Here is a 20,567-nt window from a genome sequence, read left to right on the forward strand (position 1 = left end):
GTTCTGCTTAAGGCTGATTTCTATCGATCGTCGCGGTCAGCAGCTCGCGCAGTCGTCGCTTGTCGACCTTGCCGGTCGCTCCGCGCGGAACGGCATCGGGACTGGAAACCAGCAGCCACACCGTCGGCACCTTGAACGGGCTCAACCGCTCGCGGGCATACTCGCGCAGCCGTTCGACCGTCAGCGCATCGCCGGCCACCGCCGCACCGACCCGATCCCGGCCGTCATAGAACACATTCGTGACGAAAGCAGCCTCGACGCCGTCGATGGTCCGCAGCGCCTTCTCGACTTCGCTGGGATACACCGTGGCGCCGCTGACCTTGAACATGTCGTCGGACCGGCCGTGGTAGAACAGGAACCCGTCATCATCGAGGCGCCCCAGATCACCGGTGGGGTAGAAGCCGTCTTCGGTGAAGGTCTGCTCGCGGCTGCGGCGGCAGATGCCGCGCAACACGTGCCGCCCGCGCAGCTGGATCATGCCGGCCGTCCCCGCCGGTACCGGGACACCGGTGTCGGGCTCGACGATCCGAACCTCCATGCCCTCGAACGGTTTACCGCAGCTGCCCCAGGCGGACCGGGGCATGTCGGTGTCGGCGGGATAGCCGCAATACGGTCCGAACGATTCGGTCATTCCGAACAGATTGGCGCGGGCGCCCGGCTGGGAGCGCAGCTGCGGCGGCAGCAGTGCGTCCAGGCTGCCGGGCTGCAGCGTCGACAGGTCGGCGTCGCCGCGATGGCGCGCCAGTGTCTCGGCTTGGTCGGGCCAGCCGCGAAATAGCGTGACTCGTTCGGATTCCAGCAGTTTCAGGGTCGTCTCCGGTGTCGGGATCTGCTCGGTGACCAACGTCGCGCCCGCCAGCAGCGCCGACAACACGCCGCCGCCGAAGCCGCCGACCCAGAAGAACGGCATCGGCAGGTACAGCCGGGTGTCGGCGTGGATGCAGCGGGCGGCCAGACCGGCCCGGACGGCGCCCAGTGCGCTGCCGTGCGAGTGCAGCACCCCTTTCGGCGGGCCGCTGCTGCCGGAGGTGAACATGATGACCAGTGGATCGCTCGGCGTGACGGCGGCGGCCAGCGCGTCGACGATCCCGGTGGGGCCGGAGCCGGCGGGACGCGATAACGACAATCGGGGGGCCGACCAAATCTGTTGCAGCGCGGGCAGTGCCGCCGGAGCGTTGAGCTCAGATCGAAGTCCGTCGAGGTAGCGACGGCCACGGAATTCGTCGACGCTCACCAGAAATTGCACCGCCGCGACGCGAAGCTGCGCGACCAGCTCCGGCGGGGTCAACAGCGTGCTCAGCGGCACCAGCACCGCGCCGATGCGGGTCAGGGCGATCGCCGTACGCACCCACTCGACGCCGTTGGGCATGATCAGGCCCACCCGGGTTCCCTTGCCGACACCGGCCTGCACGAAGACCGCCGCCAGCTCGCGAGATGATGTGTCGAGTTCGGCGTAACTGACCCGGGTGCTCGGATCGATCACGGCGGGCTTGTCGGGCTGCGAGCCGGCACGGGAGCGGACCAGAACGTCGACGGTGGTGGAGTCAGGCATCGAAGACCTCCGCCAGCCGGCGCCGATCGACCTTGCCGCTGGTCAGCAGGGGGAGTTCGACGGCCGGGACCGTGGCAAAGCGGCGCGGGATCTTGTAGGCCGACAGTTCCGGCTTGAGCAGCGCCGGCAGCGAGGCCAGGTCCAGATCTGCCTCCTGCGCCACCACGACGGCCGCCACCAGCTGTCCGCGATCGGGGTCGGGAAGGCCGATCACGTGGGCGACGGCTCCGCCGGTCACCTTCGCGATGGCGCCTTCCACCTCGGACGGTGACACGTTGACGCCGGCGGTCTTGATCAACGCGTCACGCCGGCCCCGGTAGTAGTAGAAGCCGTCGGCGTCGGTGCCGACCAGGTCCCCGGTGGCAAACCAGCCGTCGGCGTCGAAACATTCTTCGCGGCTGCGCTTGTGATAGCGCTGCATCAGGTGGCGTCCGCGCACCAGCAGTTCGCCGTCGCGAATTCGGCACTCGAATCCGGGTGCGGGCCGGCCGAAACTGCCGCGCCGATGCTCCGGCTGGTCGGTGTCGTCCTCGCTGAGCAGCACCGGGCCACCGGTCTCGGTCATACCCAACATCTGGTGTCGCAGTTGGGGATCGGCGGGACGCGCGTCGGGGGCCATGAGCGGATACAGGTTGCCGCGGCGCAGGGTGGACAGGTCACGGCGGGGCAGGCTCGGGTGGCGCGCCAGCGCCGTTATTCCGCTGATGAAACCATTGGTCATCGTGGGTTTCTCGGCCTCGATGAGGTCCAGCGTGGCCCCCGGGTCGGTGGCGTTGGAGCACAGCAGTGTCGATCCGGCCAGCAGGCTGGCCAGCAGCGCGAAGGCGAATCCCCCGATCCAGAAGAACGGCGAGTTGCAGAACAGGATGTCGGCGGCGGTCAGTTGCCGGATGTCGTTCAGATTGCGCTGGTGGCCCAACAGGCCGGCGTGGGTGTGGATCACGCCTTTGGGAGCCCCGGAGGATCCCGAGGTGTAGATGATGCACAGCGGATCGCTGCCGTCGACATCGGCCTCCAGGGCTTCGAGGATGTTCGGCGTCTCGCCATCAGCATCGGCATCGAAGACCACCCGGCGCAGCTGCGGGGCATGGATGCTGAATACGGGCTCACCACAGTCGAGGTCGACCTCCAGCGCCTCGGTGAGCCGCTGCCGGTAGTCATAGGACCGGTAGGACTCGCCGGCCAGCAGAATCTGCACATCGCTGTGGGCCAGTTGGCGGCGCAGCTCCGGGGCGGTGGCGAAGGTGGGGAAGGGGACCCCTACCGCTCCGATACGAGCGGCGGCCAGCATGCCCACCAGGAAAGGCACGCCGTTGGGGTACAGCAGTCCGACGTGACTGCCGCTGCCGGCCCCGAGCACGAGCAGCCGGGCGGCCAGCTGGGCGGATCGCCGCTCGGCTTCGCCGTAGCTGATCCGGTCCGCGTCGCAGATCAGCAGCGGATGAGACCCGCGCGAACGAGCTTGTGCGCGCAGGATTTCCGGTAGGACATCAGTGGGCATGCCGTCCCTGTGCGTCGATCAGCTCCCGCACCGCGTTGAGGTCGGCCTTGCCCGACGGGGTCCGCGGCAGTGCGTCGACGATCGTGATGCCGGTGGGAACCTCGTAGCGGGCGAGCCGGGTGCTCAGGAAATCGGCCAGTGTCTCGGCATCGGTGACCGCGCCGGAGTGCAGCTCGACCGCGGCCACCGGCGTCTGACCGAGGCGATCGTCGCTGCGTCCCACGACGGCGGCGCCCTTCACCGCCGGATGGGCCTCCAGCGCGACCCGCACATCGTCGGGCATCACCTTGAAACCACCGCGGATGATGGCCTGATCCGCCCGGCCGAGGATCCACAGGAATCCGTCGGCGTCGATGCGGGCCAGGTCGGTGGTGCGCATCCAGTCCGTGTCGGGTCCGAGTTGGCCGGGCTTGACCTCCAGCAGACCGGGCTGGTCGGGGCCGAGTGGGACGCCGTCATCACCGACTACCCGCAATTGTGCTCCCTGGCTGGCCCGTCCGACGCTGCCGCGCTTGTTCTGCCAGAACTGCTGGTAGTCGCCCAGTGTCCAGCCGGCCACTCCGCCACCGAATTCGGTTGCCGCATAGGAGGTGAGCACCGGGATGCCGAACTTGGCGGTGAAGGCGTCGGAGTCGTCGGCCGACAGCGGCGCGGTGCCCGAGGTGACAGCGCGGACACTGGCCAAGTCCTCACGAGTCAGGTCCGAGTGCAGCACCATCCGCAACGCGGCCGGCACCAGCGACACCGCGCGCGGCCGATACTTCCGCACCGCGTCGGCCCAGCCGTTCAGCTCGAAGCGGTCCAGCAGCACGAAGGATCGCGCGTCGGCGACACACTGCAGTACCCGGAACACCCCGCCGATGTGGACCAGCGGTGAGTTGACGATCGCGACACCGCTGCGCACCTGGGTCGGTGCCGGCGCTCGGGTGGGATCGGGGCCGATCACGCTGTGCGCCAACATGTCGTAGGTCAGGTCGATGCGTTTCGGGGGGCCGGTCGTCCCGCTGGTCAGCATCCACACCGCCACGCCGGGGCGTGCGGTGTCCGAGGCGGGTTCGGTGGCGCGGGTCAACAGTGGTTCGGCGGCGAGGTCGGCGATCGACACCAGTGTGGTGCTCGGTGTCGCCGCGACCAGGGCGGCCAGATCCTCGGGCTCGCCGATGACCAGCGGCAGTTCGAGCGCGGCGATGTCCGCGCGGGTTCGGTCGTCGCCGCGCGAGGGATTGATCACCACCACGCAGCCCCCGGCCAACAGCACCCCGAGCAGCGCGGCCAGCTGCGGAGGACGGTTGCGCAGCAGGATCCCCACTTTGCCACCACCGGTCAGTTCCGCGATGCGCCGTGCCGAAACGCCCAGCTGCGCCCAGGAGAACCACTGGCCGGCGTGCTCGAACGCCGGCGCGTCAGGCTGTAGGTCGAGCACCGCGGCGATACGTTCGGTGAGCGGATGCGCCATCAGCGGATCCGCGGCGGGGCGGCAGGACGCGGTGGCTGGGCGTCGAGCTCGGCTTTGCCGAGCGGATTTCCCAGCCGGGTGTAGATCAGGCCCTGATCCAGGGCGGCTCGGTAGGGCTTGTCCAGCGATTCCCAGATCGCCTTCACCGTGCCCTGGGTCGCCGACGGCGGCTTGGCCGCGATGGCGGCTGCGATCTCGTGCGCACGCGCCCAGAGTTGTTCGGGCGCCGCGATCTCCGATACCAGACCGATGCGCAGCGCGCTCTCGGCGCCGACTCGTTCGTCGTTGCCCATCAACGCGATCCGTAACGTCTCGCCCAATCCGATCCGGCGCATCAGCCCGATCGGCTCCAGCGCGCAGACCAGCCCGGCGGACACGTGCGAGTCGAAGAACGTCGCGTCCTGCGAACAGATCACCACGTCGGCTTCGTTGATGAAGTAGAACGCGCCCGCGGTGCACATACCCTGCACCGCGCAGACCACCGGTTTGAACATCTTCTGCCACTTGGGGCTGAGCGCCTCGCCGGGATCCTCGTGATTCCAGACGTTGTCCGGCTGCCCGTAGGGGGACTTGATGTCCAATCCGGCACTGAAAGCCCGGTCGCCGGCGGCTCGCAGCACGACGGCGTTGACGTCGTCGTCGAGTTTGACGATGCGCCACGCCGCGGCCATCTCTTCGCACATGGTGCGGTTGAAGGCGTTGAGCCGATCCGGCCGGTTCAACGTGATGGTGGCGACCCGGTCGGCGCGGTCGACATCGAGCAGGATGGTCTCGAAACTCAGCGGCTTCATCGGCACTGCCATTCCGGTGCCCGCTTCTCGACGAATGCCTTGGGGCCCTCGAGTGAATCCTCGGTGTGCAGGTTGCGCTCCCGGAAGGCCTCGGCGAGCATTTCGGCTTCGTGCAGCGGCAGGTCGAGGCCTTTGAGGATCGCCAGCCGGGTCCCGCGCACCGCCAGTGGCGCATTGGAGTTGAGGATGCCGGCGATCTCGTGGGCGCGTTCCAGCAACCGGTCGTGCGCCACCACCTCGCTGATCATGCCGAGCTCGTAGGCCCGCTGGGCGTCCATCCGTTCGTGGCGGCCCATCATCGCCATGCGCAGGGCGACCGAGCGTGGCAGCACCCGGGCCAACCGCACCACCTCGCGGCCGGCGACCAGGCCGATCGAGACGTGCGGGTCGAAGAAGGTGGCGCGCTCCGAGGCGATGACGATGTCTCCAGTCGTCACCCAGTCAAGGCCCGCGCCGCAACATATTCCGTTGATCGCGGCCAAGACCGGTTTGGCCATCGTCCGGAACGGCGGCGTCCCCTCCTGTGGGGCCTCCCACTGCTCGTAGGTCGACAGGTAGGGCCGTTCGTTGATGACCTTGCCGTCTCCGGGGATGGCCTTCACGTCGGCGCCGGTGCAGAACGCCCGCCCGGTTCCGGTCACGATCAGCAGCCACACCCGGTCGTCGTTCTCGGCCTCGGCGTAGGCGGCCCGCAGTTCGGTGACCATGTGCGGGCTCAGTGCGTTGAGTGCCTCGGGACGATTCAGGGTGATCGTCGCGGTATGGCCGTCGAGTTCGTAGGTGATGGTGTCAAATGTCGGCATGGCCGGTCCCTTCATCTCAGCGTCCGGTGAATCCCGGCGGGCGCCGCTGCGAAAACGCGGCCAGTCCTTCTTTGAAATCCATGGTGCGGCAGCTCAGTTCGAGGTTGAACAGCTCCTGGGTCATGGATTGGGGCAACGTCGCATCCTGTCCGTAGTGCAGTGCCTGCTTGGTCAGGCCGATGGCGACGGTGGGTCCGTCGGTCAACCTCCCCAACAGCTCATCGGCGACCGTGTCGACGTCAGTCGGTGCCACGGCCTGATGGATCAGGCCCCATTGTTCGGCGGAGGTTCCGCTGACCTGCTCGCCGAGCAGCAGCATGCGCCGAGCCCGGGCCAGCCCGACCAGTCGTGGCAGCAACCAGGTGGCTCCGGAGTCGGGGCTGAAGCCGCGGGCGACGAACGGCTCCCAGAAGACGGCGTCGGAGGCGGCGATGGTGAAGTCGGCGGCCAGCGCCAGGTTGCAGCCCAGACCGACCGCCCAGCCCTGCACGCTGCACACCACCGGCAGCTGGATGGTGTGCACCAGTTCGATGATCCGGTGCGCGGCGTGCGGGATACGCCGGACCAGATCGCCGGTGCGGGGTCGCCGGTCGGCCGCATTGGTGGCGACCCAGTCCGCGCCCGCGCAGAAATCGTCGCCGGAACCCCGGATGTGCACGGCCCGTAGCGTGTCGTCGCTGGCCGCCTCGGTCAGGGCGCTGATCAGCGCTTCGGTCATCGGTGGACTCAGCGAGTTCCGGCGATCAGGGCGGACCAGCGTCAGTCGCAGCAGTGCGCCGTCGCGCAGCACCGTCACCGAGCCATCAACCGGAGGGTCCGCGGAACCGGACCCGGAATCGGGGGAGTCGGCCACTGTGCTGCCCACCTTTCAACGCTATATCGTGAGAGCTACAGTATGCTATACGATTAGCGCGTTTCGCCGCGGATTCAACCGGGAAGGGCCTCATGACGGACGGCTCGAGCAGCTCAGTGGTTTCGGCCGGTGGCAGCCGCTTCGGTGAGCAGCCGCTGCAGCAGACCGTGGCGGCGGCCGGCGCCCTGCGGCGGATGACCGGGCTGCTGCTGGCGCTGGAGCACCCGCACCCGGTGGTCGACGACATGCTGGCGCGATTCGCCGACTGGGAGCGGCAACTGGGCGGGGTCGTCCGGGCGGATGCGACGCCCCGCCTCGAATCCGACGACGGCGGCCGGGTCTACCTCAACCACGCCTTCGACGTCGGGGCGTTCAACCCCTGCTTTCCGGAGTACCGGTTCGACCTGCTCGACACCGACACGGCGTCGGGACGAGTCACTTTCCCGCTGACCTACGAAGGGCCTCCAGGGCTGGTGCACGGCGGGTTTCTGGGCGTGTTCTTCGATTGCGTCACCCAGCACCAGAGCTGCGCGGCCGGGTTGGCAGGCCGCACCCGCTCATTGCTGGTCACCTACCGCCGCCCGACGCCCATCCTCACCGAGCTGGAGTTCGACATCGCGCGAACCGAGACCGAGCGTGGGATCACGTCCACCGCGCGACTGAGCTATGGCGGCGAGCTGCTGTGCACCGGTGAGGTCTCCACCGCGGCGATGCCGCCGGAGCAGGTGAGCGCCAATCGATTCGGTCGCCGACGGCCGGGCAAGGAGACGCAGCGATGAGCGATGGCACCGACGACCGGGTGCTCTTCGACGTCGACCCCGACGGGCGGATCGCCACCATCACGTTGAACAACCCGGGCCGGCGCAACTCCTATGATGCCGCCATGCGGGATGCGATCGCCCGCTTCCTGGACCGGGCGGCCGACGATGATGACGTCGTCGTGGTGCTGCTCCGAGGTGCCGACGGCGTGTTCAGTACCGGAGCCGACATGAACAACGCCTACGGCTGGTACGGCGAGCAGGGCGAGAAGCCGCCGACCAAGAGCCGGCCCAGCCAACGTCGCCGCCTCGCCGTCGACCGCCGCTCGTTCGGCTTCTACCACAACCTGATGGGCTTTCCGAAGGTCACCGTCGGCGAGATCAGCGGCTACGCGCTGGGGGGCGGTTTCGAGATGGCGCTGATGACCGACATCTCGGTGATAGCGCGCGACACCAAGATTGGCATGCCCGCCACCCGCTTCCTGGGCCCCGCGCTGGGCAGCCTGCACATGTTCTTCCATCGCCTGGGTCCGGTGCTGGCCCGGCGACTGTTGTTGACCGGGGACATCGTCGAGGCCGGCGCGGTCGAACACCTCGGCGTCTTCACCGAGACCTGCGACCCCTCGGCGGTTTCGGCGCGAGCACGCTATTGGGCGCAGAAGGCGGCCAAGATGCCCGCCGACGGCGTGGTGATCGCGAAGGAAGCCTTCCGGCTGGTCGAGCAGAGCCAGGCCTACCAAGGCGAAGAGGTGGCCAGCTACCTGTTCCACGCCTACGGCACCAACCTGCAGTTCGGACCGGGCGAGTTCAACTTCGTCAAGACCCGCGCGCAGCACGGCACCAAGGAGGCGTTCCGACTGCGGGATGAGCATTTCCACGTGCCGGAACCATGATCCGGCCCCGGGCGGCGCAGGCCGCCGCAAACCGGTAGCTTTACAGAAACAATCAACAATGTAAGGTTCGAAGAATGTCCACACCTGTCATCGTCGGCGCCGTTCGCACAGCCATCGGACGCTCATTCAAGGGAACACTGGCCAACACCTCAGCGGAGACGCTGATCACCACGGTCGTGCCCGAGGTGATCCGCCGGGCCGGTATCCCGGTCGCGGATATCGACGACATGATCTTCGCCGAGTCCCACTACGGCGGTGGCGATATGGCGCGTTTCGCGGCCGCCGCCTGCGGGATGGAGTCGGTGCCCGGCCAGGCCGTCAACCGGCACTGCGCGGGCAGCCTGACCGCCATCGGCAACGCCGCCGCACAGATCGGATCCGGGATGGAGCGGGTGCTGATCGCCGGGGGTGTGCAGACCCTGTCGATGCTGCCGGTGATGAAGATGCGCATCCCCGGCCCGGAGCTCAGCTTCGCCGAGCCGTGGATGCCGCCGACCCACCCGGAGACCGTGGATGCCCCCACCCGCGACATGTCCATCACGGTGGGCTGGAACACCGCCCAAGCCGTCGGCATCACCCGCGAGGAGATGGACGCGTGGGCGGCCCGCTCACACCAGCGGGCGATCGCCGCGATCGACGCCAGCAAGTTCACCGACGAGATCGTGCCGCTGAAGGTCCAGCTGCCCGACGGCTCTGTCACCGAGTTCAGCGTCGACGAGTTCCCGCGTCGCGACACCACCGCGGAGAAGCTGGCCGGCCTGAAGGTGCTGCACCCCGAGATCGAGGGATTCTCGATCACCGCCGGCAACAGCAGCGGCACCAACGATGCCGCGGCCGCGGTCGCGCTCGTCGACGACGGCTACGCGCAAGCCCAGGGGCTCAACGTCATGGGCACCGTGAAGGCGTGGGCGTCGGCCGGCGTGGCCCCGCGCGACACCGGGCTCGGAGCGGTCAAGGTGATCGGCAAGGTGCTGCAGCGGGCGGGCCTGAAGCCCGGCGATGTCGCGCTGTGGGAGATCAACGAGGCGTTCGCCTCGGTGCCCATCGCGGCGTGCCGCGAGTACGGCCTCGACGAGGAGCTGGTGAACTTCTCCGGCAGCGGCTGCAGCCTCGGTCACCCCATCGCCGCCTCCGGTGCGCGGATGGTGACCACCCTGGCCTACGAGCTGCGCCGGCGCGGTGGCGGCATCGGTGTCGCCGCGATGTGCGCCGGGGGCGGCCAGGGCGGCGCCGTGGTGATCGAGGTCTAACGGGCCTTAGCGTCCCTGGCGGAAGTGGACGGCGAGCCCGCGCGACGCCGCGCCGGCTTGCTGTTCTGCTCGATCAACCGCTCGGCCTGGTCGAGGATGCAGTCGAGCCCGTAGTCGAAGTTGGCGTCATCGGCCGCACCGATTCGATGACCCTGCCGGTTGGTCTGTGCCAGCAGTGGGGTCAGCTCGGGGTCGATGACGAGCGCCTCCTCGAAGTCCGAGGGCCCGTCGGCGTCCGATGCCCGGTTCTTCTCGTAGAGGCGCCGCAGCACAACCGATCCGCGGATGTGCAGCGAGATCGCCGAGTAGATGTCGAAGGCGTCCTGCGGTGACAGCCCGGCTTCCACCAAGCCGGCGATCGCCCGCTCCACCTCCTGAACGCCGAGCTGCGCGGCTCTGGGGCTCAACGCGGCCCGAATCAGGATGAGGTCGCACAGAATCGGGTTGCCCAAGAACGTCGTCCGCATGGTGTGGGCGTGGTTGTGCAACGTCTGACGCCAGTCTTTGGCCTGCACGTACGGGGTGGCGAACACGTACTGGCGCAACGCCCGGCTGGTCATGGCGTTGAGCAGATCGTCCTTTTTGCGGAAGTACCAGTAGATGCTGGTCACCCCGACGCCGAGATGCTTGCCGAGCAACGGCATGCTCAGGTTGTCGACCCCGATCTGTTCGGCGAGCTCGAACGCGCCGTCGATGATGTCGTCGGGATTGATGGATCCGCGTTCGCGCCGCTGCCGCTTCTCGGCGACTGGCTGCTTGGCCACTGCGGGTACCTCCAGTTCTGGTCGACACGGCCGGATTCTTCGCCGTCAAACCTACCTGTGCCCTCGTCGTCACCGGGCATCGAGCTTCTCTTACCGTAAAGCATATGGTAAGCATTTTGATATAAATTGTCCCAACGCGTGTAGGGGTGGCCGGTGTCAGAAGCAGTGCTCAGCGAACGTCGTGGACGAACCCTCATCATCACGATCAATCGTCCGGAGGCCCGCAATGCGGCCAACAAGGCGGTCGCCGAAGGCCTGGCCGCCGCCTGCGACGAACTCGACGACACTCCGGAACTGTCGGTGGCGGTGCTGACCGGCGCCGGCGGCAACTTCTGCGCGGGTATGGACCTCAAGGCGTTTGCGGCCGGCGAACTGGCGTATGTCCCGGGCCGGGGTCTGGGCTTCACCGAACGCCCGCCGCGCAAGCCGATCATCTCGGCGGTCGAGGGTCATGCGGTGGCCGGCGGCACCGAGCTGGTGCTGGCCACCGACCTGGTGGTGGCCGCCAAGGGGGCGAAATTCGGTATCCCGGAAGTCAAAAGGGGTCTGGTGGCCGCCGGTGGCGGTCTGTTGCGGTTGCCGCACCGCATCCCGTATCAGAAGGCGCTGGAGTTGGCTTTGACCGGGGAGAGTTTCACCGCCGACGAGGGCGCCCAATGGGGCTTCGTCAACGTGCTGACCGAGCCGGGCGAGGCGCTGAACGGGGCGATCGAGTTGGCCGAGCGGATCACCGCGAACGGTCCGCTCGCGGTGGCGGTGACCAAGGAGATCATGGTGAAGGCCGCCGGCTGGTCCCAGGACGAGATCTGGGCCAAGCAGGGCGAGCTGATCGCGCCGGTGTTCGCCTCCAAGGACGCCAAAGAAGGCGCCATCGCGTTCGCCGAGAAGCGCGCCCCCAACTGGTCCGGCGCCTAGCCGCGCTGACGCATGGACTTGGGCCTGCGCAACGCCGGTGCCGTCGTGGTCGGTGGCGGCCGCGGCATGGGGTTGGCCACCGCCCGCTGCCTGGCCGACGACGGCGCGCGGGTCGCCGTCGTGGCGCGCTCGGCGGCCGACCTGGACCGCGCGACCGAGGATCTGGCCCGGCGCGGCAGCCCCGATGCGATCGGATTGGTCGCCGATATTTGCGATGAGCAGCGGGTGGAGGAGGTCTTCGCCGAGCTGGGGAGACGCTGGGGCGGCGAACTCAACATCCTCGTCAACGCCGCGGGACCCGACGTACAGGGCACGTTCGAGGAGCTCACCGACGAGCAGTGGCGCCGGGCCATCGACCAGGGCGCGATGGGGATGGTGCACACCGTGCGAGCCGCGTTGCCGTTGCTGCGCAAGGCCGAATGGGCCCGGATCGTGAACTTCTCGGCGCATTCGACGCAGCGCCAAAGCACCGTGCTGGCCGCCTACACCGCGGCCAAGGCGGTGGTCAACAGCGTCTCGAAGAACCTGTCGCTGCTGCTGGCTCCCGATGAGATCCTGGTCAACGTGGTGTCCCCGGGCAGCGTCGCCACCGAGGCGCTGGTGGGCTGGGCACGTTCGGTCGGGCTGGACGGTCCCGACGGAGTGGACCCCTACCGGTTGATGGACGCCATCACCGAGCATTTCGGTCATCCCGCGCACCTGCCCCGGGCCGGGCTGCCGGAGGAAGTCGGGGCGGTCGCGGCGTTTCTGGCCTCGCGCCGGAACTCGTATATGACCGGGGCCAACGTCAACGTCGATGGCGGCTCGGATTTCCTCTGAGCAGCCGTCCCGAATTTACCTCCTGACCTGCTGACATAGCTTCCTTCGGCAGGAGCGGCGTGGGTTGCGGAATGCGCTACCGAAAGGTATACAGTAAGAAGCATTCTGTTGGTTTCCACGAGGTGCCCGAGGAGGGGTCGATGGCCGCTGCCGACGACGGCACGCTCACCCAGACGCCGGCCGCCGACGCCGCGGTGCTCTACGAGGTGCGGGACGGCGTAGCACTGCTCACCTTCAACCGTCCGCAGCGGCTCAACTCCTGGGGCGCGGACACCGCGGCGGGGCTGTACGCCGCGATCGACCGCGCCGAGGCGGACCCCGAGGTGCGGGCGATCGTGCTGACCGGCACCGGCCGCGGGTTCTGCGCCGGCGCGGACCTGGGCTCCACCGCGAGCATGCAGGAGTCCGGTGTCGGAACCGAGAACTCCGAAACCGATGTGTCCGAGGTGGTCGGGGAGCGCCCCCCGCACTTCCTCACCGAACTGCGCAAACCCGTCATCGCCGCGATCAACGGCGCCTGTGTCGGTATCGGGCTCACCCACGCCCTGATGTGTGATGTCCGGTTCGCCGCCGCCGGAGCCAAGTTCGCCACCGCGTTCACCCGCCGCGGGCTGATCGCCGAACACGGCATCACCTGGATTCTGCCGCGGCTGGCCGGCTGGGGTGCGGCGATGGACCTGCTGTTGAGCGGCCGGACCTTTCTTGCCGAGGAGGCCCGCGAACTCGGCCTGATCAACCAGGTCGTCCCGGCCGAGCACCTGCTCGAGCGCGCGATGGCCTACGCGGCCGACATCGCCGCGAACTGCTCTCCGGCATCCCTGGCCGTGATCAAGGCGCAGACCTACCGGGACGCGCTCGATGACCTTGCCGCGGTGAGCGCGCGCGCCGAGACTCTGATGTACGAGTCGCTGCAGCGGCCCGACCTCATCGAAGGCATCACCAGTTTCTTCCAGAAGCGGCCGCCGAACTTCCCGCCCCTCACTTGAGAAAGGTCGTGCACATGACTCCCGCACTTGAACGGCTCCCGTACCTGGCCGTCGATGTCGACAACCACTACTACGAGCCGCTGGACGCCTTCACTCGGCACCTGCCCAAAGAATTCCGCAGCCGCGGCGTCCAGATGGTGCAGGACGGCAAGCGCACCCTGGCGGTGTTCGGCGGGGTCGTCAACCACTTCATCCCGAACCCGAGCTTCGACCCGATCATCGAACCCGGCTGCCTGGATCTGCTGTTCCGCGGCGAGATCCCCGAAGGCGTGGATCCGGCGTCGTTGATGAAGGTCGACCCGCTCTCCGAGCATCCCGAATACCAGAACCGCGACGCCCGCGTGCAGGTGCTCGACCGGCAGCGGCTGGAGACGGTGTTCATGCTGCCGACGTTCGCCTGTGGCGTGGAGGAGGGACTCAAGCACGACATCCCCGCCACCATGGCGTCGGTGCACGCGTTCAACCTTTGGCTCGACGAGGACTGGGGCTTCGACCGTCCCGACGGCCGCATGATATCCGCACCGATCATCTCGCTGGCCGACCCCGAGAAGGCCGTCGACGAGGTCGAATTCGTGATCAGCCGCGGCGCCAAGCTGGTGTGTGTTCGCCCGGGGCCGGTGCCCGGCGAGGCTCGGCCCCGGTCCCTCGGTGACCCGGTGCACGATCCGGTGTGGGCGCGCCTTGCCGAGGCGGGCGTCGCAGTCGTCTTCCACCTGTCCGACTCCGGTTACATGGCGATCCCCGGGTTGTGGGGCGGCAGCGGTGTGTTCAAGGGATTCGGTAAGCGCGACCCGCTGGACATGGTGATCATGGACGACCGCGCGATCCACGACACCATCGCCTCGATGATCGTGCACCAGGTGTTCACCCGTCACCCCAAGCTCAAGGTGGCCAGCATCGAGAACGGCTCGTACTTTGTTTACCGGCTGATCAAGCGGTTGAAGAAGTCGGCCAACAATGCGCCGTACCACTACAAGGAAGATCCGATCGAGCAGCTGCGCAACAACGTCTGGATTGCCCCCTACTACGAGGACGACGTGAAGCTGCTAGCCGACACCATCGGCGTCGACAAGATCCTGTTCGGCTCGGACTGGCCGCACGGTGAGGGCCTGGCCGACCCGACCACCTTCACCGCCGACATCCCGCAGTTCCCTGACTTCAGCGCGGAAGATACCCGAATGGTGATGCGGGACAACGCGTTGACCCTGCTGGGTGATCCGAACCGTACCGCACCGGGCGCCGCCCACCTGGCAGCTTCGGTCTGACGGTGGGCGAGTGGACTATCGGCGCGGTCCTCGACGAGATCGCGCAGGCTGTTCCCGACCGGGTCATGACGGTGTGCGGGGACAGTCGCAGCACGTTCGCGCAATCCGCGGAGCGCACCCGCCGGCTGGCCAACTTCCTGGCCGGCCGCGGGCTCGGCGCCCGACGAGAGCGTGCGGAGCTGCAGAACTGGGAGTGCGGCCAGGACCGCGTGGCGCTGCTCATGCACAACGATTTGTACCCCGACATGGTGATCGGCTGCCTCAAGGCGCGCACGGTCCCGGTCAACGTCAACCACTACTACACCCCGGCCGAGGCCGGCGAGCTGCTCGACTATCTGCGCCCGGCCGCGATCATCTACCACGCCTCGCTGGAGGCGAAGTTCGCCGACACCCTCCGGGGCGCCGGCGCCGAACTGCTGATCCGCATCGACGACGGCGATGAGAAAGCCCCCCGAATCGATGCGATATCACTGGATAAAGCACTGGCACAAGGAGACTCCGACCAGCCGGTGACGCCGTCGCCGGACGATCTGCTGATGATCTGCACCGGGGGAACGACCGGGCGTCCCAAGGGGGTCATGTGGCGCCAGAGTGACATCTACGTGTCGTCGATGGTCGGTGACGATCACGCGACCGCGGCGGAGATTCACCAGAAGGTGCAGAATGCCGGCCCGCCGTGGTTCGCGCTGTCGCCGCTGATGCACGCGGCCGGAATGTGGACCGCGTTCTCGGCGATCCTCAGCGGCCAGACCGTGATCCTCAACGACAGCCGCACCAGGTTCGATCCCCGCGAGGCGCTGAGAACCGTTGAGCGCGAGAAGGTCGGATTGATGACGATGGTGGGCGATGCCTATGCCGCACCATTGGTCGCCGAGCTCGGCAGGGGCGGCTACGACCTGTCGTCGCTGCACTCCGTCGCCACCGGCGGTGCGGCGACGAACCCGAAGTATCAGGCGGCGCTGCTGGAGTATCTGCCCCAGATCACCCTGATCAACGGATACGGGTCCTCGGAGACCGGCAACATGGGCTTCGGCCGCAGTCAGGGCGAAACCCGCCGCGACACCTTCGATCTGCGGGCCGGGGGATCGGTGGTCTCACCGGACCGGACCCGATTCCTCGGACCCGGTGATCCCGAGATCGGTTGGGTGGTACGGACCGGCCGGATCCCGCTCGGCTATTTCGACGATGCCGACGCGACGCGACGCACCTTCGGAGCGATCGATGGTCAGCGGATGGTGATCTCCGGTGATCGTGCCGGCATCGAGAAGGACGGAACTCTGCGGCTTTTCGGGCGAGACGCCTTGGTCGTCAACACCGGTGGGGAGAAGGTCTTCGTCGAGGAGGTCGAGGACGTGCTGCGTGCCCACCCGGACGTGGCCGACGCGCTGGTGGTGGGGCGGCCCAGCGATCGTTGGGGTGAAGAGCTGGTCGCACTGGTGGCGCCGCAGCCGGATTCGCGCATCGTCGACGAACAACTCAATGCGCACTGCCGATCCGTGCTGGCGGGTTTCAAGGTGCCCAAGGAGTTCATCCACGTGGCGCAGGTGCGCCGGCTGGGTAACGGCAAGGCCGACTACCGCTGGGCCAAACGTCAGGTCAACGAAGAGGTGCCTACGGCATGAAAGCAATCGATTGTCTGGTCAATGTGCACTTCGGCGAGAACGAACAGCCGTCCTGGATGGTCAGAACGCGCGACGACTACTTCAAGGGGCCCAAGTCGATGTTCGAGCCGGCCGACATGTCGGCGCTGCTCGACGAGATGGACGCCAACGGCGTGACCAAGGCCGTGCTGATGGACAACCTGACCAAGCCGTCGGTGTCCGCGCGAAAGTTCGTGGCGGACAGGCCGGATCGTTTCGCGCTGGCCATCGGCGGGCTGAACCTGCTTCGGCCGGTACCGGCGCTGCGGGAACTGAGTGCGATCGTGCGCGACCTGCCGGTGGTCTACACGGTGGTCGGGCCCAGCTTCTGGGGCGACGGCCAGTACCCGCCCAGTGACGCCGTCTACTACCCGCTGTATGCCAAGTGCGCCGAGCTGGATCTGCCGCTGTGTGTCAACACCGGCATTCCCGGGCCGCCGATCCCCGGCGAGGTGCAGCATCCCATCCACCTGGATCGGGTCTGCGTGCGCTTCCCGGAGCTGCGGCTGTGCATGATCCACGGCGCCGACCCGTGGTGGGACGTGGCGATCCGGATGCTGATCAAATACCGCAACCTGCGGCTGATGACCTCGGCCTGGTCGCCGAAACGGTTGCCGGAGGCCCTGTTGCACTTCATGCGCACCCGGGGCGCCGACAAGATTATCTTCGCCTCCGACTGGCCGGTGCTGCGGATGAACCGGGTAGTGCCCGAAGCCCGCGCCCTGGATCTGCCACCGGATGTACTCGACAAGTACCTGTACCGCAACGCTGCTGACTTCTTCTTCGCCGACCGCGGCGCCGTCCCCGAACAGGAGAACTGAAAATGGACCGTTTCGAACTGCGCAGGCTGGACTACAGCCTGACGGAGGACCACCAGGCGCTGCAGGCCGCCTACAAGCAGTTCTTTGCCACCCATTGCGATATCGAAACCGTCCGCGCCGCCGAGGAATCCGGATTCGACAAGAATCTGTGGGAGAGGCTGTGCGCGATGGGGGCGACCACGATGGCGCTGCCGGAGTCGGACGGCGGCGACGGCGCCACCCTGGTGGACCTCACCCTGGTCGCCGAGGAGATCGGCCGGGCGCTGGCCCCGGTGCCGTGGATCGACCACGTCTGCGCCGCCCGGCTGTTGGCGCGTCTCGGCGCGGTGCACGCCGACGTCGTGAGCGGTAACCGGCTGGTCGCCTTCGACCCGCATCAGGATGCCGCTGGTGGTCCACGGCTGCTGCCCACCGGCTCGATCGCCGATGCGATCATCGTCCGCAACGGCGACGAGATTGTCAGCCTGACGTTCGACACCCGGCCGGCGACCGTCGACAACATCGGCCGGCTGCCGATGGCCTGGATCGACCCGGCCGCCGCCGACAATCGGACCGTGCTGGCCAGCGGCGCCGGCGCGTTGGCGGAATACCAGCGGGCACTGGACGAATGGCGGTTACTGACCGCCGCCGCGCTGGTCGGCATGGTGGAGCAGACCATGACCATCGCTGCGGAATTCGCCAAGACCCGCTACACCCTCGGCGTGCCGATCGGCACCCTGCAGGCCATCTCGCACCCGCTGGCGAACATGGCCATCACCGTCGCCAGCGGGCGTAACCTGGCCTACCGGGCCGGCTGGTTCCTGGACAACGAACCCGATGAGCGCCCGGAACTGGCCGCTTCGGCGTTCGTGTTCATGGCGGAGGAGGCCGCCAGGGCCGCGACCATGGCGGTGCACATCCAAGGTGGTCTCGGGGTCTCCGATGAGGCCGCGGCCACGGCGTATCTGGTGCGCGCCCGCGGCTGGCCGTTGGCCGGCGGCGACCCGGGCGCCAGCGCCTGCCGCATCGCCGAGCTCATCGCCGCCCGTGAAACAGCCGCCCGCGAAACCGCCGACAGCGCAGCCGAATAGGACACCGACCATCATGGATTTCTCACGACCGCAACTCACCGACGACGACCTGGCCTTCCTCGAGGAGGCTCGCGGTTTCCTGGCCACCCATGTCACCGAGGACGTCAAGCGCCGTGATCGCGAGACCGGCGACAACTTCGACGAAGGCGTGCACCTGGCGCTGGGCGCCGCCGGCTACCTGGAAAAGGAATGGAAGACCGAGACCGACGGCGGATTCTCCCGGGTGCGCCGGCGTATCTGGGAGTTGGAGAAACGCCGCGCGCACGTGCCGTGGGTGACCTGGGGGACCACCGCGATGGTGGCCCGCTCGGTGGCGTCGTTCGGTTCGCCGGAGCTGTGCGACGAGATCCTGCCCGGTGTCTTCAGCGGCCACATCCGGCTCTGCCTGGGTTACACCGAACCCGAGGGCGGCTCCGACGTCGCGACCTGCAAAACCCGGGCGGTGCGCGACGGTGAGAGCTGGGTGATTAACGGCTCGAAGATGTTCACCACCGGCGCGCATAACTGCCAGTACGTCTTCCTGATCACCAACACCGACCCGGAGGCGCGAAAGCACAAGAGCCTGACGATGTTCCTCGTGCCGCTGGACTCCCCGGGCATCGAGATCCAGGGACTGCGCACCGTCGACGGCGACCGCACCAACATCGTCTACTACAGCGACGTCCGGGTCGACGACCGCTACCGGCTGGGCGAGGCCAACGGCGGCTGGACCGTGCTGCGCGAGCCGCTCAACGTCGAACACGGTGCGGTGGACGCCGACCCCGATGGGCTGCAAGACGTCTCGATCATGATGCACCAGGCGAATTTCATGGCCGAGGCCGTCGACAAGGCGGGCGCGGTCGTGGGGAACTCGGGAAGCATCGCGGATCGTTCGGTGGCCTACCGGCTGGGTAAGGCCGCCGCCCGGGTCGAGGCGTCCCTGTCGGCCCCGTCCATCTTCGGCCGGGTCGCGCTCGCGCAGACCATGCGTGACGTCTCACCGGACCTGATGGACCTGCTCGGCAGTGCATCGGCGCTGCCGATCGGCACCGACGGCGCCATCGACAACGGGGCGTCGGACTACATCTTCCGGTTCGCTCCGCTGGTCGGGATCTACGGTGGCACCCTGGAGGTGTTCCGCAACATGATCGCCCAGTACATGCTGGGACTGGGCAAGCCGAATTACTCTCCGCCGGTGGTCAAGTGACGGCGGCGTCGCCGTCATCGGCCCGCTTGGCGAAGGCACGTGTTGCGGCCTGCCTGGCCGAGTTGGCAGCGGGAAAGCCGACGTAACCGGTGGTGTGATAGACCACTTCGGCCAGTTCGTCGCGGGTCAGGCCGTTCTGCTCGGCGATGCGGAAGTGCGACTCGAGCTCCTCTTCGGCGCCCAGCGCTATCAGCATGCCGAGCGTGAGCAGACTGCGGTCCCGGCGTGCCAGGCCTTCGCGTGACCACAGCCGGCCGAAGACGCCTTCGACGCCGATATCCATGAGTTCCGGAGCGAATCCGTGGTGGAAGTCGACGTCGCCGTCGGGCAGCACCCCCGGCAGCATCTCCCGGAAAACCTGTAAACCCTTGGCGCGCAATTCCGTCATGCCCTCATCTTTCACGTTGTAACCGGCGGCGTTGTGTTGATCCGGCGGTGGTAACTCGATGGTGCCTCACCGGCGAACTTGGTGAACGCCCGGGTGAACGCGGACAGGCTGTCGAACCCGACGGCCGTCGCCGTCTGCTGCACCCCCTGATCCGGGGCCGCCAACAGCGCCATCGCCTGCAGCATCCGGGCGTGCAGCAGATACGTCCGCCACGACATCCCGATCACCGCTTCGAACTGGCGGCGCAGCGTGCGTTCGGAGACCGCGACGGCGCGGCTGACATCGGCCGCGCTCACCGACGACAGGTGCGCCTTGGTGTAGACCATCGCCGCGCCCACGATCGGGTGATCGGAGACGGGCAGGCTCAGCGGCGCCTCGTGTTCCAGCGCGGCGGAGACCAGATGCCCCAGGGTGCGGAAGAAGTTGTCGGAGACGGAGTCGCCGTCGGATCGCTCGATCGGCCAGCGCAGCGAGTGCAGCATCATCTCTCGGATCAGCGGCGAGACGGTCAGGATGCGGGCCCGGTCACCGGCATGCGCGACCAGATCCGGGTCGAACATCACCGCCACCGTGCGCACCTCCGGGCGCATGACGGCCTGATGCTCCAGCCCGGCCGGAATCCAGGCCGCCTGCTGCGGCGGTAACAGGTAGTGCGCCGCGGCGGTCTCGACCTCCACCACTCCGCCGACGGCGTACTCGATCTGGTGCATCTCATGGGAGTGCCACCCGGTGACGAGGTGCTGCCCCTCGTAGAGATAGCTGCCGGCCCGGGCACGACCGCCCTGACGCAGATCGATGTTGGCCGGTTCTGCAAAATTTATGGCCGAACGCGCGGAGACGGTCACGGTTTTCCAGG

At 67.7% G+C, this 20,567-nt stretch carries 20 protein-coding genes; 11 read left to right on the plus strand and 9 right to left on the minus strand.

Going from position 1 to position 20,567, the window contains the following annotated elements; translation table 11 throughout:
• Positions 1–7: 7 nt before the first annotated feature.
• Genes AWC24_RS17705 through AWC24_RS17730 form a run of 6 tightly spaced genes read right to left on the minus strand, consistent with a single transcriptional unit; the run spans position 8 to position 6,968 of the window.
• Positions 8–1,552: a class I adenylate-forming enzyme family protein gene (locus AWC24_RS17705; RefSeq protein ID WP_085087267.1), complete on the minus strand. Its 1,545-nt coding sequence runs from the start codon at positions 1,550–1,552 to the stop codon at positions 8–10.
• The gene (locus AWC24_RS17710) at positions 1,545–3,053 is read right to left on the minus strand and encodes a class I adenylate-forming enzyme family protein (protein WP_085087270.1); all 1,509 of its coding nucleotides are present in this window, start codon (positions 3,051–3,053) and stop codon (positions 1,545–1,547) included. The genes AWC24_RS17705 and AWC24_RS17710 overlap by 8 nt, the downstream gene beginning before the upstream one ends.
• The gene (locus AWC24_RS17715; RefSeq protein WP_085087273.1) at positions 3,043–4,509 is read right to left on the minus strand and encodes an AMP-binding protein; all 1,467 of its coding nucleotides are present in this window, start codon (positions 4,507–4,509) and stop codon (positions 3,043–3,045) included. The genes AWC24_RS17710 and AWC24_RS17715 overlap by 11 nt, the downstream gene beginning before the upstream one ends.
• Positions 4,509–5,312, minus strand: coding sequence for an enoyl-CoA hydratase/isomerase family protein (locus tag AWC24_RS17720; RefSeq protein ID WP_109560545.1), 804 nt, complete (start codon positions 5,310–5,312; stop codon positions 4,509–4,511). Before AWC24_RS17720 ends, AWC24_RS17715 begins: the two co-directional genes overlap by 1 nt.
• Positions 5,297–6,103 carry an enoyl-CoA hydratase/isomerase family protein gene (locus AWC24_RS17725; protein ID WP_085087431.1) on the minus strand — a complete coding sequence of 269 codons (807 nt, stop codon included), beginning with the start codon at positions 6,101–6,103 and terminating at the stop codon, positions 5,297–5,299. Before AWC24_RS17725 ends, AWC24_RS17720 begins: the two co-directional genes overlap by 16 nt.
• Before the next feature lie 16 nt (positions 6,104–6,119).
• A complete protein-coding gene (locus AWC24_RS17730; protein ID WP_234807414.1) occupies positions 6,120–6,968 on the minus strand; it encodes an enoyl-CoA hydratase/isomerase family protein in 849 nt (282 codons plus the stop codon).
• Between the two features lie 80 nt (positions 6,969–7,048).
• Between AWC24_RS17730 and AWC24_RS17735 the strand changes: the two genes are divergently transcribed.
• The 3 genes from AWC24_RS17735 (at position 7,049) to AWC24_RS17745 (ending at position 9,857) form a co-directional block, all read left to right on the plus strand.
• A complete protein-coding gene (locus AWC24_RS17735; protein WP_085087282.1) occupies positions 7,049–7,735 on the plus strand; it encodes a hotdog family protein in 687 nt (228 codons plus the stop codon).
• Positions 7,732–8,607: an enoyl-CoA hydratase/isomerase family protein gene (locus AWC24_RS17740; RefSeq protein ID WP_085087285.1), complete on the plus strand. Its 876-nt coding sequence runs from the start codon at positions 7,732–7,734 to the stop codon at positions 8,605–8,607. The genes AWC24_RS17735 and AWC24_RS17740 overlap by 4 nt, the downstream gene beginning before the upstream one ends.
• Before the next feature lie 74 nt (positions 8,608–8,681).
• The gene (locus AWC24_RS17745; protein WP_085087288.1) at positions 8,682–9,857 is read left to right on the plus strand and encodes a thiolase family protein; all 1,176 of its coding nucleotides are present in this window, start codon (positions 8,682–8,684) and stop codon (positions 9,855–9,857) included.
• On the opposite strand, the gene AWC24_RS17750 is transcribed toward AWC24_RS17745, so the two are convergent.
• A complete protein-coding gene (locus AWC24_RS17750; RefSeq protein ID WP_085087291.1) occupies positions 9,854–10,621 on the minus strand; it encodes a TetR/AcrR family transcriptional regulator in 768 nt (255 codons plus the stop codon). The two genes, AWC24_RS17745 and AWC24_RS17750, sit on opposite strands and share 4 nt — an antisense overlap.
• Before the next feature lie 153 nt (positions 10,622–10,774).
• On the opposite strand from AWC24_RS17750, the gene AWC24_RS17755 reads away from it, so the two are divergent.
• From AWC24_RS17755 to AWC24_RS17790, 8 genes are all read left to right on the plus strand, one after another.
• Complete coding sequence (locus AWC24_RS17755; protein WP_085087294.1) at positions 10,775–11,536, plus strand: crotonase/enoyl-CoA hydratase family protein; 762 nt, start codon at positions 10,775–10,777, stop codon at positions 11,534–11,536.
• Positions 11,537–11,548: 12 nt separating this feature from the next.
• Positions 11,549–12,355, plus strand: coding sequence for an SDR family NAD(P)-dependent oxidoreductase (locus tag AWC24_RS17760; protein WP_085087298.1), 807 nt, complete (start codon positions 11,549–11,551; stop codon positions 12,353–12,355).
• Positions 12,356–12,495: 140 nt separating this feature from the next.
• Positions 12,496–13,341 (plus strand): enoyl-CoA hydratase, encoded by an 846-nt coding sequence (locus tag AWC24_RS17765; protein WP_085087434.1) that lies wholly within the window; start codon positions 12,496–12,498, stop codon positions 13,339–13,341.
• A 14-nt stretch (positions 13,342–13,355) separates the two neighbouring features.
• Positions 13,356–14,606, plus strand: coding sequence for an amidohydrolase family protein (locus AWC24_RS17770; protein ID WP_085087301.1), 1,251 nt, complete (start codon positions 13,356–13,358; stop codon positions 14,604–14,606).
• 2 nt (positions 14,607–14,608) lie between these two features.
• On the plus strand, positions 14,609–16,228 hold the full coding sequence (locus AWC24_RS17775; RefSeq protein ID WP_085087304.1) for an acyl-CoA synthetase: 1,620 nt from the start codon (positions 14,609–14,611) through the stop codon (positions 16,226–16,228).
• Positions 16,225–17,067, plus strand: a complete 843-nt coding sequence (locus AWC24_RS17780; RefSeq protein WP_085087307.1) for an amidohydrolase family protein — start codon at positions 16,225–16,227, stop codon at positions 17,065–17,067. Before AWC24_RS17775 ends, AWC24_RS17780 begins: the two co-directional genes overlap by 4 nt.
• 2 nt (positions 17,068–17,069) lie before the next feature.
• Entirely contained in the window at positions 17,070–18,137 is a 1,068-nt protein-coding gene (locus tag AWC24_RS17785) for an acyl-CoA dehydrogenase family protein (RefSeq protein ID WP_085087310.1), read from the plus strand.
• A gap of 13 nt (positions 18,138–18,150) precedes the next feature.
• Positions 18,151–19,323 carry an acyl-CoA dehydrogenase family protein gene (locus AWC24_RS17790; RefSeq protein WP_085087313.1) on the plus strand — a complete coding sequence of 391 codons (1,173 nt, stop codon included), beginning with the start codon at positions 18,151–18,153 and terminating at the stop codon, positions 19,321–19,323.
• Here the strand turns inward: AWC24_RS17790 and AWC24_RS17795 are convergent.
• Both AWC24_RS17795 and AWC24_RS17800 read right to left on the minus strand, forming a co-directional pair.
• On the minus strand, positions 19,316–19,711 hold the full coding sequence (locus AWC24_RS17795; RefSeq protein WP_165757758.1) for a carboxymuconolactone decarboxylase family protein: 396 nt from the start codon (positions 19,709–19,711) through the stop codon (positions 19,316–19,318). The two genes, AWC24_RS17790 and AWC24_RS17795, sit on opposite strands and share 8 nt — an antisense overlap.
• A gap of 11 nt (positions 19,712–19,722) precedes the next feature.
• Positions 19,723–20,556, minus strand: coding sequence for an AraC family transcriptional regulator (locus AWC24_RS17800; RefSeq protein ID WP_085087315.1), 834 nt, complete (start codon positions 20,554–20,556; stop codon positions 19,723–19,725).
• Positions 20,557–20,567 lie beyond the last annotated feature (11 nt).

The sequence above is a fragment of the Mycolicibacter senuensis genome (assembly GCF_002101885.1).
Taxonomy (GTDB): domain Bacteria; phylum Actinomycetota; class Actinomycetes; order Mycobacteriales; family Mycobacteriaceae; genus Mycobacterium; species Mycobacterium senuense.

Excerpts from the sequence above, each read along its gene's own strand:
- AWC24_RS17705 (WP_085087267.1), bottom strand. The coding sequence starts at position 1,552 with ATGCCTGACTCCACCACCGTCGACGTTCTGGTCCGCTCCCGTGCCGGC.
- AWC24_RS17710 (WP_085087270.1), bottom strand. The coding sequence starts at position 3,053 with ATGCCCACTGATGTCCTACCGGAAATCCTGCGCGCACAAGCTCGTTCG.
- AWC24_RS17715 (WP_085087273.1), bottom strand. The coding sequence starts at position 4,509 with ATGGCGCATCCGCTCACCGAACGTATCGCCGCGGTGCTCGACCTACAG.
- AWC24_RS17720 (WP_109560545.1), bottom strand. The coding sequence starts at position 5,312 with ATGGCAGTGCCGATGAAGCCGCTGAGTTTCGAGACCATCCTGCTCGAT.
- AWC24_RS17725 (WP_085087431.1), bottom strand. The coding sequence starts at position 6,103 with ATGCCGACATTTGACACCATCACCTACGAACTCGACGGCCATACCGCG.
- AWC24_RS17735 (WP_085087282.1), top strand. The coding sequence starts at position 7,049 with ATGACGGACGGCTCGAGCAGCTCAGTGGTTTCGGCCGGTGGCAGCCGC.
- AWC24_RS17740 (WP_085087285.1), top strand. The coding sequence starts at position 7,732 with ATGAGCGATGGCACCGACGACCGGGTGCTCTTCGACGTCGACCCCGAC.
- AWC24_RS17745 (WP_085087288.1), top strand. The coding sequence starts at position 8,682 with ATGTCCACACCTGTCATCGTCGGCGCCGTTCGCACAGCCATCGGACGC.
- AWC24_RS17760 (WP_085087298.1), top strand. The coding sequence starts at position 11,549 with ATGGACTTGGGCCTGCGCAACGCCGGTGCCGTCGTGGTCGGTGGCGGC.
- AWC24_RS17765 (WP_085087434.1), top strand. The coding sequence starts at position 12,496 with ATGGCCGCTGCCGACGACGGCACGCTCACCCAGACGCCGGCCGCCGAC.
- AWC24_RS17770 (WP_085087301.1), top strand. The coding sequence starts at position 13,356 with ATGACTCCCGCACTTGAACGGCTCCCGTACCTGGCCGTCGATGTCGAC.
- AWC24_RS17780 (WP_085087307.1), top strand. The coding sequence starts at position 16,225 with ATGAAAGCAATCGATTGTCTGGTCAATGTGCACTTCGGCGAGAACGAA.
- AWC24_RS17785 (WP_085087310.1), top strand. The coding sequence starts at position 17,070 with ATGGACCGTTTCGAACTGCGCAGGCTGGACTACAGCCTGACGGAGGAC.
- AWC24_RS17790 (WP_085087313.1), top strand. The coding sequence starts at position 18,151 with ATGGATTTCTCACGACCGCAACTCACCGACGACGACCTGGCCTTCCTC.
- AWC24_RS17795 (WP_165757758.1), bottom strand. The coding sequence starts at position 19,711 with ATGACGGAATTGCGCGCCAAGGGTTTACAGGTTTTCCGGGAGATGCTG.